This window comes from Streptomyces sp. NH27 (assembly GCF_056859195.1).
In genome coordinates this window covers 1-1890 of record NZ_JACEGK010000847.1, presented here as the reverse complement: position 1 = coordinate 1890, position 1890 = coordinate 1, and the positions used below count along the sequence as shown (strand labels likewise).

Annotated in this window: 1 protein-coding gene; it reads left to right on the top strand. The window is 75.3% G+C overall.

The annotated features are described in order from the left end of the window. Positions 1–615 precede the first annotated feature (615 nt). Positions 616–1872 carry an SLC13 family permease gene (locus AC13HU_RS36435; RefSeq protein ID WP_483046283.1) on the top strand — a complete coding sequence of 419 codons (1257 nt, stop codon included), beginning with the start codon at positions 616–618 and terminating at the stop codon, positions 1870–1872. Positions 1873–1890 lie beyond the last annotated feature (18 nt).

Sequence of the window (1890 nt, the reverse complement as noted above, 5' to 3'; positions counted from 1 at the left end):
GACGACCCGCCGACGACAACGGCCCCGCGCGGCGGGTCGTCAACCTCAAGCGTAAGCGCCACGCACCGCGTGCAAGAAGACCGCGTGCACGCGCACCGCCCCGGGTGCGATGCCCACGGGGCGGTGCGGATGTGGTCGGCGCGCCCCCTCCCCCGGTAGGGCTGTACGACCCGGTCGGCGGTCCCCTCCCCCGTACGCAATCCCCCGTTCGCGGACCGCCGACCACCTCGACCGTACGGCGTCGCGCACGCGCCGCACCACGGCACGCGTGCACCATTTCCGCCCGGCGCACGGCACCCGTGCACCACCGCTCGCGCAGCACGTCCCTCGCGCCGCGCCCCGGCCGTAGTGCGCCGGCGGGCGGCGGGCGCGGCGCGTCTGCGGCACGCGGCCTGCCGGTGGCGTACCCACCCGCCACGGCCGGCAGCCCTCACACTGGCAGTCGAACCCACCACCGTCCTGACCAGCAGGCCCCGCACCGGCTCGTACGATCCGCCCGAGCCGTACGACCACCACGACCACCCGGTCCAGCCCACGCCCGTCGCGCCCGTCGCGCCCCCGGCGACGGGACGACCGCACCTCACCCCATGGACGCCTCCGCATGGACTCCGACCGATGAACAGTTCCGCCGCCGAAGCGCTCAGCGCCGTCCTGCTCGTCCTCGTGCTGGGCTGCGCGGTGGCGCGGCCGTGGGGCCTGCCGGAGGCGGCCGTCGCGGTGCCGGCCGCCGCCGTGGTGATCGCCACCGGGGCGATCTCCCTGGACCACGCGCGGGCCGAGGCGCGGCAACTCGGCCCGGTGATCGGGTTCCTCGCCGCGGTCCTGGTGCTGGCCCAACTCTGCGACGAGGAAGGGCTGTTCACCGCATGCGGCGACTGGATGGCGAGCGCGGCCGGCGGCAGCCCCTACCGCCTGCTCGGGCAGGTCTTCGTGCTCGCCTCGGTGATCACCGCGGTGCTCAGCCTGGACGCGACCATCGTGCTGCTCACGCCGGTGGTCTTCGCGACGGCCGCGCGGCTGGGCGCCCGCCCCAAACCGCACGTCTACGCCTGCACGCACCTGTCCAACACCGCGTCCCTGCTGCTGCCGGTCTCCAACCTCACCAACCTGCTCGCCCTGGCCGCCAGCGGGCTGAGCTTCACCCGGTTCGCCGCGCTGATGGCACTGCCGTGGCTGGCCGCGATCGGCGTGGAGTACGTGGTGCTGCGGCGGTTCTTCGGCACCGACCTGGCCGCCGGGGCGAACCCGCAGCGGACCGCGGCCCGGCCGCCGCTGCCCCGGTTCGCCCTCGCCACGGTCGGCTGTACGCTCGCCGGTTTCGTGCTGGCCTCGCTCTTCGGCGTCAACCCGGCGTGGGCGGCCTTCGCCGGTGCCGCGGTGCTCGCCGTACGCGCCCTGGTCCGGCGCCGCACCACCCCCGCCGCCCTCGTCCGGTCGGCCGCCGTCCCCTTCCTCGCCTTCGTGCTCGCCCTCGGCATCGTGGTACGCGCGCTGGTCGACCACGGGCTCGGCTCGGCGCTCGGCCACGCGGTGCCCGGCGGCACCGGCTTCCCCGCGCTGCTCGCGCTCGCCGCCCTGGCCGCGGTGCTCGCGAACCTGATCAACAACCTCCCCGCGGTCCTCGTCCTGCTCCCGCTGACCGCGCCGCACGGCCCGGGCGCCGTGCTCGCCGTCCTCCTCGGCGTCAACATCGGTCCCAACCTCACCTATGCGGGGTCTCTCGCCACCCTCCTGTGGCGGCGTATCGTGCGGGCCCACGAAGCCGAGGTGGACCTCGGCGAGTTCACCCGCCTCGGCGCGATCGCCGTGCCTGCCTCGCTCGTGGTCGCCGTGGTGGCACTGTGGCTCTCGCTGACCGTGATCGGAGGGTGACCCCCATGCCAACGCCCC

What these genes read in the sequence shown, in the direction of transcription:
- AC13HU_RS36435 (WP_483046283.1), top strand. Translation starts at nt 616, where the DNA reads ATGAACAGTTCCGCCGCCGAAGCGCTCAGCGCCGTCCTGCTCGTCCTC.